Source organism: Myxococcus sp. AB036A (assembly GCF_006547355.1).
GTDB lineage: Bacteria > Myxococcota > Myxococcia > Myxococcales > Myxococcaceae > Myxococcus > Myxococcus virescens.
The window spans coordinates 44,641-58,165 of the sequence record NZ_VHLC01000035.1; the positions used below are offsets into that span (position 1 = coordinate 44,641).

13 protein-coding genes are annotated in these 13,525 nt (G+C 68.6%); 6 read left to right on the plus strand and 7 right to left on the minus strand.

The window, feature by feature from the left end; all coding sequences use genetic code 11:
• Positions 1 to 43 precede the first annotated feature (43 nt).
• The 3 genes from FL344_RS16665 to FL344_RS16675 form a co-directional block, all read right to left on the minus strand.
• Positions 44 to 1,120, minus strand: a complete 1,077-nt coding sequence (locus tag FL344_RS16665) for a hypothetical protein (protein ID WP_228565108.1) — start codon at positions 1,118 to 1,120, stop codon at positions 44 to 46.
• Between the two features lie 199 nt (positions 1,121 to 1,319).
• Entirely contained in the window at positions 1,320 to 1,892 is a 573-nt protein-coding gene (locus tag FL344_RS16670) for a hypothetical protein (RefSeq protein ID WP_141619225.1), read from the minus strand.
• Positions 1,893 to 2,017: 125 nt separating this feature from the next.
• Positions 2,018 to 3,511: a carboxypeptidase M32 gene (locus tag FL344_RS16675; protein ID WP_228565109.1), complete on the minus strand. Its 1,494-nt coding sequence runs from the start codon at positions 3,509 to 3,511 to the stop codon at positions 2,018 to 2,020.
• A 70-nt stretch (positions 3,512 to 3,581) separates the two neighbouring features.
• On the opposite strand from FL344_RS16675, the gene FL344_RS16680 reads away from it, so the two are divergent.
• Positions 3,582 to 4,124, plus strand: coding sequence for a hypothetical protein (locus tag FL344_RS16680; RefSeq protein ID WP_026114254.1), 543 nt, complete (start codon positions 3,582 to 3,584; stop codon positions 4,122 to 4,124).
• A 10-nt stretch (positions 4,125 to 4,134) separates the two neighbouring features.
• Here the strand turns inward: FL344_RS16680 and FL344_RS16685 are convergent, their stop codons facing one another.
• The 3 genes from FL344_RS16685 to FL344_RS16695 form a co-directional block, all read right to left on the minus strand.
• A complete protein-coding gene (locus FL344_RS16685; RefSeq protein ID WP_141619227.1) occupies positions 4,135 to 5,469 on the minus strand; it encodes a cell wall metabolism sensor histidine kinase WalK in 1,335 nt (444 codons plus the stop codon).
• A complete protein-coding gene (locus tag FL344_RS16690; RefSeq protein ID WP_228558320.1) occupies positions 5,466 to 5,849 on the minus strand; it encodes a hypothetical protein in 384 nt (127 codons plus the stop codon). Before FL344_RS16690 ends, FL344_RS16685 begins: the two co-directional genes overlap by 4 nt.
• 137 nt (positions 5,850 to 5,986) lie before the next feature.
• Positions 5,987 to 7,612: a peptide chain release factor 3 gene (locus FL344_RS16695; protein ID WP_141592761.1), complete on the minus strand. Its 1,626-nt coding sequence runs from the start codon at positions 7,610 to 7,612 to the stop codon at positions 5,987 to 5,989.
• Positions 7,613 to 7,725: 113 nt separating this feature from the next.
• Here FL344_RS16695 and FL344_RS16700 point away from each other — a divergent pair, with 113 nt between their 5' ends.
• From FL344_RS16700 to FL344_RS16720, 5 genes are all read left to right on the plus strand, one after another.
• The gene (locus FL344_RS16700; protein WP_141619228.1) at positions 7,726 to 8,121 is read left to right on the plus strand and encodes a RidA family protein; all 396 of its coding nucleotides are present in this window, start codon (positions 7,726 to 7,728) and stop codon (positions 8,119 to 8,121) included.
• Between the two features lie 72 nt (positions 8,122 to 8,193).
• A complete protein-coding gene (locus tag FL344_RS16705) occupies positions 8,194 to 9,156 on the plus strand; it encodes a hypothetical protein (protein ID WP_141619229.1) in 963 nt (320 codons plus the stop codon).
• A 43-nt stretch (positions 9,157 to 9,199) separates the two neighbouring features.
• Positions 9,200 to 9,889 (plus strand): response regulator transcription factor, encoded by a 690-nt coding sequence (locus tag FL344_RS16710; protein ID WP_043613108.1) that lies wholly within the window; start codon positions 9,200 to 9,202, stop codon positions 9,887 to 9,889.
• Entirely contained in the window at positions 9,886 to 11,277 is a 1,392-nt protein-coding gene (locus FL344_RS16715; RefSeq protein ID WP_141619230.1) for a cell wall metabolism sensor histidine kinase WalK, read from the plus strand. The genes FL344_RS16710 and FL344_RS16715 overlap by 4 nt, the downstream gene beginning before the upstream one ends.
• A gap of 129 nt (positions 11,278 to 11,406) precedes the next feature.
• Positions 11,407 to 12,309 (plus strand): helix-hairpin-helix domain-containing protein, encoded by a 903-nt coding sequence (locus FL344_RS16720; protein ID WP_194863135.1) that lies wholly within the window; start codon positions 11,407 to 11,409, stop codon positions 12,307 to 12,309.
• A 12-nt stretch (positions 12,310 to 12,321) separates the two neighbouring features.
• Here the strand turns inward: FL344_RS16720 and FL344_RS16725 are convergent, their stop codons facing one another.
• Positions 12,322 to 13,437, minus strand: a complete 1,116-nt coding sequence (locus FL344_RS16725; protein ID WP_141619232.1) for a triacylglycerol lipase — start codon at positions 13,435 to 13,437, stop codon at positions 12,322 to 12,324.
• Positions 13,438 to 13,525: the final 88 nt, after the last annotated feature.

Below are 13,525 nucleotides of genomic sequence, written 5' to 3' on the forward strand. Positions count from 1 at the left end.
CGCGCCCCGGTATCACGTTCCAGCGGTCAAGATGACGCCGGAACTACAGGTCCAGCAGACGCGCCTGGAACCCATTGCTCCCCGTCGCCGTGAGCAGCACCAGCTGGCCGTTGTGCACGAAGACCCGCTGGGCCGCGCCCGGGTAGTACGCCGCCGAGAGGATGTCGAACCGGTGGTTGAGCACCCGAAGCTGCGTCCTGTCTCCTACCGTGTCGATGAGGTAGAGCCGCTCACCGTGGAAGGCGATGTCCACGAACGACAGTCCGATGCTGGTGCGATACGTCAGGTCCGTCGTGCTGAAGAGCAGTCCGCTCCCCGTCACGACGGCGGAGCCATCCGGCCACAGCCGCAGCGGCGCCTGCAGGTTATAGGCACCGTGATAGGGCGAGTCGATTTCAGCGCCCAGCGTGCCCGCCTCCATGTTCACCTGCACCCGGTTCAGGTCCTGTGGCGAGACGCCGCTGTCGGCGAAGTAGATGGTGTTGTTCGCCTCTGAGAACAGCAGGCTCACCGCGCTGTTTCTCCAGTCCGCCGCCGCGACCCGAGCGCCCGTGGCCCGCTGATAGAGCGCATGCGTACCCCAGGCCCCGGAGCCATCAATGGAAAACAGGTATCGGTCCGCCACCACCATGCGCGACACCGACGCAGGCGCCGCGGCGAAGAAGCGGGCCGTGCCACCCTCCGTCGAAGTGAAGGCGTCGATACGCCCTCCCGTGTAGGCCAGGTATGCGGTCTGACCGTCCGAAGCGACCGCCATCGATGTCGCATCACCCGTCCCGACGTAGGCGGACAGGAAGCTCCGGGTCGCCAGGTCGAGTCGACGGATGCGATCCGCGTTGCCGTCCAGGAAGTGGATGACGCCATCACGGGTCAGCGTCGCGTCCTGGTAGGAGAAGGCGAACTCGGCCCCGCCCAGCACGACGCCCGCATCCGGGTCCACGCCGCCATCACTGCCACCATCCGGCGTGGGCTCCCCCGTCTCCAGGCGACCCGAGATGTCGATACCACCCGTGGTAGCGCCCGGGCAGTTGACCGGGTTGCGCTGCAGCACAAGGCCCGCCGAAACCACCTCGCCAGCCACGACGTCGACCACAGCGCTGCCTGCGTACACCTCCAGCATGGACGCGTTATACGCAATCACACGCACTGCCCGACCGGTTCCCGCAGGCACCTCGGACACCTGCCCCCGGATGGCTGTTCCGTCCACTTGAAGCGGAACAGGCCCCGCTACAGTCGCTTCGATCGGCGGCGGGCACTGAAACCGCGACGCCACGGCCCGCTCCGGCAAGAGCGGGCACGCATTGTGTTCCCATGCCGGACTACTCCCACTGCTTCGCGATGTCCGCCTGAGTCGGCCGCGCAGGTGGCGGAACGTAATAGCGCGCCGGGTGGTAATCCCTGTCGGACCAGGTCACCCTCTTCCCGAACTCACCCACCGCGCCGCGAACCTGGCCTACCGGATACTGTCGCTCACTCCCGTCCGTGAAGGCCTCGGCGACACGCCCATCCTTGAAGACCGCCCGGAAGATGAGCGTCTCCTCGTGGCACCGAAGGCCCGTGTAGATGGGCTCGTAGCGGACACCGTCGGCACGGAGCAGGTGATACTCCAGCTTGTTGTACTTCTGGCCCGGCTCGAAGCGCCCCTTGCGGCACCGGGCCACCACCTCGGAGACTTCCTTCAAGAACGCCCGCGAATTGGCCGCCGCTTCCGGAATCAGCCCAGGGGAATGCGTGGGATTCATCCTCTCGATGGCCGCGTCGATGCTCTCATTGAGCAGCTTCGCCAGCGTCGGACTTGAGATGCTCCCTGGCTCCGCGGGTGGCGACAGGTACGGGGACAAGAAGAAGTAGGCGCCCACACCGATGGCCCCCGCGCCCCAGCCCAGCAGCATGGTTTTTCCAGGTTTGATTTGCGTCCCCCTTTGCCGTGTTGCTCCTCAGCTATCACAGAACGGACAGCCCAGGCACGAGGCGGCATGAATGCCACCTCCTGACTGACGCACGCGCGCTCAGCCTCTCAAAGCGAGACACCGTAGAGCGCGCCGTACTTCTCCTTCAGGTACGCCAGGAAGTCCGTGTCGGTGAGCCCCTGCCCCGTCACCTGCTTCACGCGCTCCTCCGCGGAGTGGCGGAAGCCATGCTGGTGCACATGCGTGCGCAGCCAGTCACGCAGGGGCAGCAGCTCACCCCGGCCCAGGTGCTCCTCCAACTCCGGCAGGTCGCGCTTCGCGGCGCGGTAGAGCGACGCCGCGTACAGGTTGCCCAACGAATACGTGGGGAAGTAGCCCAGCTCACCCCAGGCCCAGTGGATGTCCTGGAGCACGCCCTGCGTGTCGTCCGGCGGCGTGACGCCCAGGTACTTCTCCATGCGTGCGTTCCACGCGTCGGGCAGGTCCTCCACCGGCAGCTCGTCGCGCACCAGGAGCAGCTCCAGCTCATAGCGCAGCGCGATGTGCAGGTTGTACGTCACCTCGTCCGACTCGATGCGGATGAGCGACGGCCCCACCGCATTCACCGCGGCGTGGAAGGTCTCCACGTCGGTGCCGGACAGCGCCTCCGGGAAGGCGGCGCGCAGCACGGGGAAGTAATGCCGCCAGAACGGCAGGCCGCGGCCCACCATGTTCTCCCACAGGCGTGACTGCGACTCGTGCAGCCCCATGGAAGGCGCGGCGGCCAGGGGGGTGCGGTAGAGCTCGGGAGCGAAGCCCTGCTCATACAGGCCGTGGCCGGCTTCGTGGATGGTGCTGAAGATGGACGGGAACGGCGTGGCCGTGTCCACGTGCGTGGTGAGCCGCACGTCCAACGGGTGCGTGCCTCCGGTGAAGGGGTGGATGCTCAGGTCCTGCCGGCCCGCCTCCAAGTCGAAACCGATGTCCTTCAACAGCCGCAGGGTGAAGGCCCACTGCGCGTCCTTGTCGTAGTGACGGCCCATCAGGAAGGGCGCCACCGGCCGGCTCACCGCGGTGAGCTTGCCCACCATGGGGATGAGGTGCTCGCGCAGCGCCGACAGCACCGGCGTCAGGCGCGCCACGCGCATGCCCGGCTCATGGCCTTCCAGCAGCGCGTCATAACGCTCCCCGTCGTGTCCATACGCGTCCGCCTGCTCCCGGCGCAGCGACAGCAGGCGCTGGAGCGCGGGCTGGAAGACGGTGAAGCGCCTTGCCTGCCGGGCTTCCCGCCAGGCCTGGATGGCGTCGCTGATGGCCCCTGCCAGCGCTCGCACCAGGGGCGCGGGGACGCGCACCTCCCGCTCCCGCTCCCGCGTCAGCACCGTCACCATGGCCCGGGCGTCGTCGGACAGGTCCGCCTGCGAGGCGGCCTGGGCCAGGGCCTCCCCCAGCCGGGGGTCCACCAGGCGCTCGTGGTGCAGCCCCTGCAGGGTGGAGAGCTGATGGGAGCGCGCGGGACCGGCCTTGGAGGGCAGGTACGTCTCCATGTCCCACGTGGCCAGGCCGATGAGGCCCTGAAGGTCGCGAAGTTCCTGCATCCGGGTCAGCAGCCAGGTATCCATGCCCGGATTCATAGCCCGCTTCGCGCCGCACTATCGCGAAAGACGCACTCGGGAGTATGAGGGCTGCGCGATGGCCAACGTCATTCAGTTCTTCATGTCCCCCGACGACGAACTCGCCTTCTTCCGCTTCCTGGAGCGCTTCGTCCTGGAGGTGTACCCCCGGCGCGTCCCACAGGATTGGGAGACCTTCCGCGCGAACACGGAGAACCTGGAGCGGCTGCCCCCGGAGGACCTCTACATGGTGGCCTCCGAGCTGGGCGCGGCCATCGTCGACAAGGTGAAGCGGGGCCCGGACAAGGGCTACTGGCGCATCGACGAGGTGCGCTCGCCCGTCATCTTCATGGAGCGCTGCCGCACCAACGAAGAGGGCGAGCTGCTCAGCGGCAAGATGTGGGCGGAGCTGGACATCACCGCGCAGACGGGCCGGAAGAACGCGGCGCCCGACAAGTTCCGGAGCCTGTTCCTCGAGGTCGAGGAGTACATCAAGAAGACGTACCGCAAGGGCGATCCCAAGGGCTTCTTCGTGGGCCCCAAGACGGCGCGGCTCTGCAAGGAAGGGCTCGTGCTGCGCGACTCCGCCTTCCGCGGTGGCACGGTGTTGCCCTACAAGTAGCCGCGGCGCCTCAGGGCAAGGCCACGGGCAGGGTGAAGGAGAAGGTGCTCCCCTGCCCTTCGTGGCTCTCCACGTTGAGCGTCCCGCCGTGCGCGGCCACCAGACTCCAGGCGATGCTCAGCCCCAGCCCCGTGCCGCGTCCCGGTGAATGGCTGGCCCGCCAGAAGCGCTCGAAGAGGTGCGGAGCGTCCTCGGCGGGGATGCCGGGCCCGGAGTCCTTCACGAAGACGCACACCTTCGCCCCCTCCACCCGGTGGGCCCGCACCTCGATGGCGCCGCCAGGGGGCGTGAACTTGATGGCGTTGCTCACCAGGTTGGCCAGCACCTGGAGGATGCGCTCGCGGTCGGCGAGCACCGGAGGCAGCTCTGGCGCCAGCGCCACCGTCAGGACCTGCCTCTTCTCCAGCGCGAGCGGCCGGAGCACCTCCAGCGCCTGCGCCAGCAAGGCGTCCACGGGGAGGGGCTGGAGCGTCAGGGGAATGGGCGTGCCGCGCAGGCGCGCCCGGTCCAGCAGGTTGCCGATGAGGCTGCTCATCTGCTGCTCGGCGAGGACGATGTTCTCCAGATAGCGGCGCCGGCGGTGTTCCTTCTCCGGCGCCGTGCCCGCATTCAGAATCATCTCCGCGTTCATCCGCACCGCGAGCAGCGGCGTCTTGATGTCATGGGAGACGACGGTGAGCAGCTCGTCGCGCCAGCGCACGGCCTCCTGGGCCTGAAAGAACAGCGCCTCCGCGCGCTCACGCAGGCGAACTTCGCGGCGCAGGGCATGCTCCTTCGGCAGGGCCACGGCCAGGAGGTTCGCCACCGCGTCCAGCAGCGCCAGCCCGTCCTCCCCCAGCCCCACCGACTCCACGTGGAGCACGCCCAGGACGCCTTCCTTCGCCACCAGCGGCAAAGTAACCATCCCGGGAACCCGGGCCGGTTCCGCCTTGAACACGCCCTCGATGGCGTCACGCCCTTGCAGGCTCACGCGCTCCAGGCCCACGAGGTACGCGTACGCGGAGGCGGCATGCGCCACGGCCTGGGACGGAGGGGACTCCATGCGCACGGGCGAATGCCACGCCATCAGACAGGGCCGCTCCGGGACGGGCCCTCCGGACGCATCCACCCCCTCCAGCAGGAGCGCGACGCGGAGCGGCAGCCATCGGGAAAAGCGGTCCACCAGCGCGGGAAAGCTGGCCGCGACACCGTCGGAAGCGCAGAGCAGCTGGCCTACCTCTTGGAGCTGCGCCAGATGGCGGTGGGCCTGCCCCCGCTTTCGCCAGGCGCGACGGAGCCGCCGGCGGGAGGCTGGGACATCCGGGTGGGCGGAGTCATCCCCCGCTGGGCTCCGCGGCGCCTTCATCGGGGGGGCCTCGTCCCTTCCACGGCCAGCAGCTCCTCACGGAGCGCGGCGGAGAGGACCTCGCCCGTCAGCGCCCCGAGGACACGCAGCCACTCCTCGACCAGGACCACCAGCGACTCCTCCAGCCGTTCCGGGTCGAATTCAGCCACGACCGGATGCAGCCCCTCGAAGCGAAGACCTTCCGATGTGACGGCGAGCGCCGACAAGTGAGGATGGGCCTGGACGACCCGCTGGAGCACTCGCTCCAGGATGACCACCAGGGTGACCTCCCCCAGGGCCGAACGGCCACGGCGCCACAGCGCCTGGAAGCCACGCTCGAACAGGTCCAGGAGCGCGGGAGGAGACGGGCGCGGCAGCTGGCGTTGACGCCAGGCACGCACGACCTCGTGAGGTGGGGGGTGCCGCTCTGACATGCAGTGGGCCGGCTGCGGTGCGACGCGGAAAGCCCCCTTCGCTTAATGAAGCCCCTGGCGAAAGTCCACTCGCCCAGGGGCTGGTACAACCCGGCCGACGGGCCTCAGCCGCCCGAAGCCACGGGGGTGGCCTGCCGCAACTGCGGGGCCTCCGAAACGAACTTCAGCTCCGGGTGCTTGTCCTCGGCGTGCTGGAGCGCCCAGTCATCCCGGAAGAGCACCAGGGGCAATCCGTCCCGGTCCTGCACCGTCTGACGGTTGCCTTCCCAGTCGAACGCCTTCGGGTCGAAGTTGGCGCCCACCACCCAGCGCGCATGGCTGAAGGGCAGCCGGTCGAGCGCGATCTTCGCGCCGTACTCATGCTCCAGGCGGTACTGGAGGACCTCGAACTGGAGCGCGCCCACCACGCCGACGATGGGGTCCTTCATGCCCATCTGCAGCTGCTGGAAGATTTGCACCGTGCCCTCCTCGGAGAGCTGCTCCAGGCCCTTCTCCATCTGCTTGCGGCGGAGTGGATCCCGGCTGCGGACGACGGCGAAGAACTCCGGGCTGAAGCGCGGCACGCCCTCGAACTCCACGCCGGTGCCCTCCGCCAGCGTGTCGCCGATGCGGTACAGCCCCGGGTCGAACAGGCCGATGACGTCCCCAGGCCACGCGTCCTCGATGGAGGTGCGCTCGGCGGCCATGAACTGGCTCGGCTTGGCCAGACGGACGTCCTTGCCCAGGCGCGAGTGGAAGGCGCTCATGCCCTTCACGTACCGGCCGCTCACCACGCGCATGAAGGCGATGCGGTCGCGGTGCGCTGGGTCCATGTTCGCCTGAATCTTGAAGACGAAGCCGGCGAACTTCGGGTGGGTGGGCTCGCGCGGCCCCTGCGTCGTCAGGCGCGACGTGGGCGCGGGGGCCAGGTCCAGGAAGGCATCCAGGAACGGGCGCACGCCGAAGTTGGTCATCGCGCTGCCGAAGAACATGGGCGTGAGTTGCCCCGCATCGCTCTTCTCGCGGGTGAACTCGTCGCCGCCGATGTCCAGCAGCTCGATTTCCTCGTGCAGCTTCGCCAGCTCCGTCTCGGTGAGGACCGTCTTGATTTCATCCGAGTCGATGGCGACCGAGCGCTCGCTCACCTCGGACTCGCCGTGGGAACCCTCGGTGGAGAAGACGTGGACGACGCGGGCCTGCCGGTCATAGACGCCGCGGAAGTCCGGGCCCATGCCGATGGGCCAGTTCATCGGATAGGAGCGGATGCCGAGCACCTGCTCCAGCTCGTTCATCAACTCCAACGGCTCGCGACCGTAGCGGTCCAGCTTGTTGACGAAGGTGAAGATGGGGATGCCCCGCATGCGGCAGACCTTGAAGAGCTTCTTGGTCTGCGGCTCTACGCCTTTGGCGGCGTCGATGAGCATCACCGCCGCGTCCGCCGCGGCCAGGGTGCGGTAGGTGTCCTCGGAGAAGTCCTGGTGACCCGGCGTGTCCAGCAGGTTCACCGAGTGGTCGCGGTAGCTGAACTGGAGGACGGACGAGGTGACGGAGATGCCGCGCTCCTTCTCCAGCTCCATCCAGTCGGACGTGGCATGCCGCCGCGCCCGCTTGGCCTTCACGCTTCCAGCCAGATGGATGGCGCCGCCGTAGAGCAGCAGCTTCTCGGTGAGGGTCGTCTTACCCGCGTCGGGGTGGGAGATGATCGCGAAGGTGCGCCGTCGGGCGACCTCCCTATGGAGCTCGTTCGTCATGACCCGGGGCCAACTATCACGGGCGGTGTTTCCTTGCAGCTTGCAAGCGGCGCTTGCCGAACGGCCAGGGCCCCATGCAAGGCTGCCGACCCACACCTACCCTCGGAGCCCCCATGAAGCGCACCCAGCATTCCACTGGAACCCCGTGGGAGCCCCAGGTGGGCTACTCGCGCGCCGTGCGTGTGGGCCCCTTCGTCTCCGTGTCCGGGACGACGGCCACCGATGCCCAGGGACACATCGTGGGCGTGGGGGACGCCTACCTGCAGGCCCGGCAGACGCTCCAGAACATCCAATCCGCCCTGGAGGCCCTGGGCGCCCGGCTGGAGGACGTGGTGCGCACGCGCATGTACGTCGTGGACATCCAGCAGTGGGAAGCGGTCGGCCGGGCGCATGGAGAGTTCTTCGCCCACATCCGCCCCGCCACGTCGATGGTGGAGGTCAGCCGCCTCATCTCCCCCGAAATCCTGGTGGAGATTGAAGCGGACGCCGTCGTCGCGGACGGCGCATGAAGGCGCGCTCCACAGTCCCTCAACACTTCTCCCGCAAGGTGGGTCCCTCAACGCAGCCGAGGGGGTCCTCACGTGTCGAGCATCAGCAAGTCGTTCAAGAAGGCGGTGAAGAAGGTCAAGAAGACGGCAAAGAAGGCGGGTAACACGGTGGTGGATACCGCCAACAAGGCGGCCGATACCGTCACAGGGACTGCCGGCACGGTCTCCAACCAGGTGAGCCGTGAGGCCGAGCAGCTCGCCCGGGAAGTGGACACCCTCACCCGCGACACCGCGAAGCTGGCGGAGCAGGCGTATGCGGAGTCCCTGGCTGCAGGGGAAGCCGCGTGGAACGAGATGGTGGAGCTGTCCACCCGCTTCCTCACGGACGCGCTGAGCGACGTCGCCGAGGCGCTGGCCGAGGACGTCTACCGCAAGCACCTGGCCCTCCTCGAGAGCATGGCCGAGACGGGCTCCGCGCTGCTGACGAATCCCACCCGCCGCAAGGAGGTGGACTTCCTCGTGGGCCAGTCCTCCCAGAAGAAGAAGGACGAGGACACGAACAAGACAGTCAGCTCGCTGTCTCAGGACGAGTCGGTCCAGCGCACTGGTAACGAGGCCCGGAGCAAGGGGCTCGGGACCCTCTCCATCGGCAGCGGCGGCAGCGCGACCTTCGGCCTGGGCCCCGAGGGAAACGTCGGCATCGCCTTCGACCACCCGGGGCAGACGCAAGTCCGGGGCTTCTTCGGCATCGGGGGCGTCGCAGGCGCCACCAAGGGTATCTCGATGAACTTCCAGTTTGGCGCGTGGGCCGACATGCCCTCCAAGCTCGCCGGCCCCGTGCTCACGGTCAGCCTCGGCGCCGGCGTCGGCAAGTTTTGCGGTAGCGCCCAGGTCGTCTTCAAGATGCCCATCACCGAGAAGGAATGGACGGCCTTCGCCACGAGTGGCAGGCTCGACCTCGCGGGCCTCGTCATGTGCCTCGGCGCGGAAGTCAGCACCTTCGCCAAAGACGGCGTGAGCGCCACGGTCGGCGGCGGCTACACCTGGGTGTACTGAGCGACAGCGCTGACACGACGAGACCCACCTGGGGACCGTGTCCATGAACCCATCGGCGCGCATCCTGGTTGTGGAGGACGATGCCCCCATCGCCGCGGGCATCGTTCGTGGATTGAAGCTCGCGGGCTTCCAGGTGGTGCTCGCCACGGATGGCGTGCTCGCGCTCGAGATGGCCGAGCGCGAGCACCCCGACCTGGTGGTGCTGGACCTCAACCTGCCCGGACAGGACGGCTTCGAGCTGCTGGAAGCCTGGCGCTTCCGGCTCCGTGTCCCCGTCATCGTCCTCACCGCGAGACAGGAACTGGAGGCCCGGCTGCGCTCCTTCGGCCTGGGGGCGGTGGACTACCTCCCCAAGCCCTTCTGGATGGAGGAGCTGGTCGCCCGCATCCGCGCACGACTGCTTCTCCAGGAGGAGCGCCCGCGACGCGTGCTGCACTGGGACGATGTCAGCCTGGACCTCGACGCCCGCGAGGCGAGCCGCGAAGGCACCGGCGCCCTGCCCTTCACGCGCCACGAGTTCGATGTGCTCGCCTATCTCGCGGAGCGCCCGGGACGGGCCCTGACACGCGCACAGATTGCCCAGCACGCGCTGCCGCCCAGCGAGGAGCGCGATGACCGGACCGTGGACTCTCACATCGCGCGCATCCGCAAGAAGCTGGGGCCCGCGGGCGCGCGCATCCAGACGTCCTGGGGGATTGGCTACCGGTTCGTCCCCGACGAGGAGCCCCGGTGAGGCTACGCAACCGCCTGGCCCAACGCATCCTCGTGGCCTCGGCGCTCCTGGGCCTGCTGGGCACGCTGGGCGCGTCCTTCCTCGCGATTGTCCTGGGCGTGGATGCCGCGCTGTCGCATGGCGTACGGATGTCCGCCGCCCTGGCGCTCGCGCCCCAGGCTTCGGAGTGCCGGACGACACCGGGGTGGCGCTTCCGGAGCCCGGACGGCGTGGAGGTGGAGGCGTACGACCTTGCCCAGGTGGGGGCGGGCTCTCCCGGCGCACGGCCGGACCCCGAGCTGCTCGCGCGACTCGCCCGAGGCGAGCGTGAGCCCACCCTCTTCTACCTCCCGCTCTTCCGTCCGGACTCCACGTGGGCGGGGGCCTCACTGCTGAAGGTCGCGGAGTCCGGACCCTGCAGCCTCCTGGAGTTCCGCTGGCCGCTCATGGACGAGCGCGCCACGGTGGGCGGGTGGGTCCTCGTGGCCGCCGTCCTCTTCACGATGCTCGCGGCAACGCTGTCCACCTTCGTCGTCGTCCACCCCCTCCTCCAGCGCCTGCGCCGTCTGCACCGGGCGGCGGGGATGCTCGGGGCGAGCCGGTATCGCTCCGCGGCGGATGGCCAGGACGATGAGCTGGGCGAGCTGTCACGGGTGCTCGACGCCACCCATGCCCGTGTCCAGGAGGACGCCACCCGCATCGAGGCCCAGAAACACGCGCTGGAGCGACACCTGGCGGACGTCGCGCACGACCTGAAGACGCCCATTGCCTCGCTCCAATTGTCGCTGGAGCTGGCCTCGACGACGCCCACCGAGCCGACCGCGGCGCTCCTCCGCCAGGGCATCGAGGACACCGTCTATCTCACCTCCCTGGTGGACAACCTCCATCTCGCTTGCCAGCTCGGAGAGGGCATCGACCCGACGGCGGGCGACCCGCGCGTGGAGCTGGGGCTGACCGTGGAGCGCGTGGTGCGCAGGCTCCAGCAGCTCGCGCGGTTGCTGGGGCTGACCGTGGAGTGCTCCCGGCCCGACGAGGCGCTCTGGGTGCGCTGCAATCCCACGATGCTGGAGCAGGCCCTGGGCAACCTGCTCCACAACGCCGTCACGCACGGCGAGGCGGGGGGCCACGTCGTGGCCGTCCTGGAGGATGCGGAACCCGGGCGCTTCCGGCTCACCGTGCTCGACGACGGGCCAGGCCTCTCTGCCGAGGAGCTCGAGCGCCTGGGCGAGCGCGGGTTTCGCACGCAGGCCACGCGGCGCCGGGCAACCCGGGGCAGCGGGCTTGGCCTGTCCATCGTCCGCGAGCTGTGCCAACGCGTCGGCTTCACACTCGCCTTCGCGCCCAACCCGCCGCGCGGCCTGAAGGTCGTCATTGAAGGACCTCGCGCCTCCACGAACGAGCCAGGCTGAGCGCTTCTGTCGTGAGCGTGGGCTGCAAGCCGGCCGCCTTGTCAGCCGCCCGCCGAGCCCGGTGCCACGGCGCGACCTGCGCGACAGGGGTGGCCACCGTCTTCGACGCGCCCCACCTTGAAGGCAGCTATGGGCGTTGCCTGGAAGGACAACATTGACGTCGCGGATGCGCTGGAGCGCGTCGCGGACCTGCTGGAGGAGCAGGACGCGATGCCCTTTCGGGTCGGCGCCTACCGGAAGGCCGCGGACACCATCGCGAAGTGGCCTCAACCCGTGGCGGAGCTGCTGGCCGAGGAAGGTGAAGCAGGGCTGCGCAAGCTCCCCGGCGTGGGGAAGAGCATCGCCGCGGCGATGGCGGAGCTGATTCGCACCGGACAGCTTTCCCTGCTCCAGCGGCTGGAGACAGAGCACTCTCCGGAGCAACTCCTGGCCAGCGTGCCGGGCATCGGCGCGGGGCTGGCCCGCCGCATCCATGACGAGCTGAGCGTGCGGACGCTGGAGGAGCTGGAGCAGGCCGCACATGACGGACGGCTGGAGCGCGTGGAGGGCTTCGGCCCCCGGCGCAGCGAACAGGTGCGCGAGCTGCTGGGCGCACGGCTGGGCAGGGAGCGGCGCAGCGCCGCACGCCGGAGCGAAGGGCGGGATGAAGGCCCCCGGCCGGACGTGGGCGTGCTGCTCCAGGTGGACGAGGAGTACCGGCGGCGCGCGGATGCAGGCGAACTGCGCCGGATTGCACCGCGCCGGTTCAATCCCTCTGGCGAAGCATGGCTGCCCGTGCTCCGCAAGAAGCTGGAGGGGTGGAACTTCCGCGCGCTCTTCTCCAACACCGCGCTGGCCCACCAGCAGAATGCCACCCATGACTGGGTGGTGCTCTACTTCGACCAGGACGGCGACGAGGGCCAATGCACCATCGTCACTGCGCATGGCGGTCCGCTCGACGGCCGACGTGTGGTGCGCGGACGCGAGGTGGAGTGCCTCGCGTACTACGGCGTGGAGTCCGAGGAAGTCGAAGCCCCGCAGCCCGGGGCCTGACGCACCGGCACGTCAATCATGCAGTGAGATGTAATGGATGAGGGCGGCGTAGAACTCCGGCTCATCGAAGGCGTCCGGTCCGACCCCCACCACATCCACATGGTCCTGAGGCACCACGCTGGACATGGACGTGCTCTGCGGACGCGATGGCGCGTTCAAATCATTGAGCGCGAGAATGGACGTGTCGTCCGTCACCGAGTCGAAGCCGAAGAAGGCGTCGTGGTAGCGCAGCCGACGCCCCATCTGCTGAGAGTTGATGCCCACCATGCCGTCGTCATCCGCTTCGTTGCGTACGCCGTCGCCGCAGCCGGCCGCACCGTCGTTGTCCCCATCCCCCGCGCAGTAGCCGTTGCCGTCGATGTCGAAGAGGAACTCCTTCAACAGGTACAGCGCCGGATTCACATTCCCCCCGAACTGCGCGGTGATGAGCGACACGTAGCGCTCCGCGTAGTTGCTGCTCACCGGATACTTCTCGTTGAAGGCCTTCATGCCCGTGACGACACCGTCCGAGGATGAATAGTCATTGAAGACGAGCTGCTTCGCCGCCGCATAGGCATCATTGCCCGGCGAATAGACGGAGTCGCCGTAGTAGCGCGCCAGCGCCGCGATGACGCTGGTGACGCCCGTTTTCTGGTCGAGGATGTACTTCGCCACCGGCGAGCCCCGGTGCGGCGAAGACACACTGGCCAATACCGCCACCGACGTGGCGCCCCTGCGCTCCCGCAGCACGCGCGCCGCCTTCCGCGCGTCGATGCCCCCTTGAGAGTGGCCAATGATGCTCACCTTCGAGGCACCCGTCGTCGCCATGAAGCCCTCGATGTCGTCCGCCAGGTCCAACCCGCGGACCTCCGAGGACTGAAACGCCGCCACCTGTGCAACGAAGGCGCGTTGTCCCGGGTCGAGGTCGCTGTTGCAGTTCGTGTCGAAGCGCGACTCACAGGCCTCGCCCACGAAGGTGCCGAAGTCGTTCCCCCAGTAGTCGTAGCCGAGCAGGTCATCGAACCCGCCCATGCCGTGCGCGAACACCACGGGGTATTGCGTCTTCGCCGCGCCGGCCCAGGACGCGGGAGCCCCTGCCAGCACTCCGGCGAACAGCCCCGTCATGACCACCCTTTGAATCCGATTCATGCGTCCCCCTCGAATGCACCACTGGGGGATTGGAGCAGTGGATACGCAGCTCGGGTCACCCGAAAGCGAGCCGCCATCACCCAGCCGA

Bases quoted from the DNA above. Each gene is read 5' to 3' on its own strand.
- FL344_RS16665 (WP_228565108.1), bottom strand. From the start codon at position 1,120: ATGCTGGAGGTGTACGCAGGCAGCGCTGTGGTCGACGTCGTGGCTGGC.
- FL344_RS16670 (WP_141619225.1), bottom strand. From the start codon at position 1,892: ATGCTGCTGGGCTGGGGCGCGGGGGCCATCGGTGTGGGCGCCTACTTC.
- FL344_RS16675 (WP_228565109.1), bottom strand. From the start codon at position 3,511: ATGGATACCTGGCTGCTGACCCGGATGCAGGAACTTCGCGACCTTCAG.
- FL344_RS16680 (WP_026114254.1), top strand. From the start codon at position 3,582: ATGGCCAACGTCATTCAGTTCTTCATGTCCCCCGACGACGAACTCGCC.
- FL344_RS16685 (WP_141619227.1), bottom strand. From the start codon at position 5,469: ATGAAGGCGCCGCGGAGCCCAGCGGGGGATGACTCCGCCCACCCGGAT.
- FL344_RS16695 (WP_141592761.1), bottom strand. From the start codon at position 7,612: ATGACGAACGAGCTCCATAGGGAGGTCGCCCGACGGCGCACCTTCGCG.
- FL344_RS16700 (WP_141619228.1), top strand. From the start codon at position 7,726: ATGAAGCGCACCCAGCATTCCACTGGAACCCCGTGGGAGCCCCAGGTG.
- FL344_RS16710 (WP_043613108.1), top strand. From the start codon at position 9,200: ATGAACCCATCGGCGCGCATCCTGGTTGTGGAGGACGATGCCCCCATC.
- FL344_RS16720 (WP_194863135.1), top strand. From the start codon at position 11,407: ATGGGCGTTGCCTGGAAGGACAACATTGACGTCGCGGATGCGCTGGAG.
- FL344_RS16725 (WP_141619232.1), bottom strand. From the start codon at position 13,437: ATGAATCGGATTCAAAGGGTGGTCATGACGGGGCTGTTCGCCGGAGTG.